The organism is Pseudoalteromonas sp. S3785, from assembly GCF_005887365.1.
Lineage (GTDB): Bacteria > Pseudomonadota > Gammaproteobacteria > Enterobacterales > Alteromonadaceae > Pseudoalteromonas.
Genome location: NZ_PNCT01000213.1, coordinates 1 through 247, shown reverse-complemented (window position 1 = coordinate 247; position 247 = coordinate 1). Strand labels below are relative to the sequence as shown.

The 247-nt window shown below is 45.7% G+C and carries 1 pseudogene; it reads right to left on the bottom strand.

The features are described 5' to 3' along the window. Positions 1-247: pseudogene (locus tag CWC17_RS19185) on the bottom strand (pyridoxal-dependent decarboxylase); the annotation flags it as partial.

The window sequence follows — 247 nt, the reverse complement described above, 5'->3', positions numbered from 1 at the left end:
ACGCAATAGTGCTATTTTGCTCAAGCACAGCGCGCACATCGCTCAATTGGCGCAGGGCATTAAGTAACGTAAATTTAAGGTAGTGTCGGCCGGTAAATTTGGTGCGCGCGATCATTGCGTCGCCGGTGTTTAATAAAGTTTGTCGCACGTGCAGGTTTAGGGAGTCGAGTAAATCTGGGTTATTTCTTAAGTCCTCTGTCGCAAAGCGAAATACCAGTGCGATTAGCTCTGTGTAATTAATAACTTC